The 506-nt window shown below is 50.6% G+C and carries 1 tRNA gene and 1 rRNA gene; both read right to left on the reverse strand.

Going from position 1 to position 506, the window contains the following annotated elements:
- Positions 1-276: 276 nt before the first annotated feature.
- A tRNA-Glu gene (locus K5Y30_RS24770) sits at positions 277-351 on the reverse strand.
- An 87-nt stretch (positions 352-438) separates the two neighbouring features.
- Positions 439-506 (reverse strand): 16S ribosomal RNA (locus K5Y30_RS24775); the annotation flags it as partial.

Here is a 506-nt window from a genome sequence, read left to right on the forward strand (position 1 = left end):
TAGCACGTCCTTCATCGCCTCTGACTGCCAGGGCATCCACCGTGTACGCTTAGTCGCTTAACCTCACAACCCACAGGCGTTTTGCAACGCTTGGGACTGCAGGCATTGAGAGACTCGAACATATCGCAGCTTCATTCTTATTACGGAGAATGAAGACGATACGTCGTTTCAATTTTCAGCTTGTTCCGGATTGTTAAAGAGCAGTATCTCAAACATGACGGTTAAGTCAGTTTTGAGATACTTCGTGGAGACACCTTTCACCTGTCACCAAGCAAGTGGCGTCCCCTAGGGGATTCGAACCCCTGTTGCCGCCGTGAAAGGGCGGAGTCCTAACCGCTAGACGAAGGGGACACGATGTGTCACGACTTCGCAGCCGTCTTGCTCATTACTTTTTATCAGACAATCTGTGTGAGCACTTCGCGGGAAGGTATCTTCAGGTAAGGAGGTGATCCAACCGCAGGTTCCCCTACGGTTACCTTGTTACGACTTCACCCCAGTCATGAATC

The sequence above is a fragment of the Pantoea sp. DY-5 genome (assembly GCF_019795955.1).
GTDB classification, from domain to species: Bacteria; Pseudomonadota; Gammaproteobacteria; order Enterobacterales; family Enterobacteriaceae; genus Pantoea; species Pantoea leporis.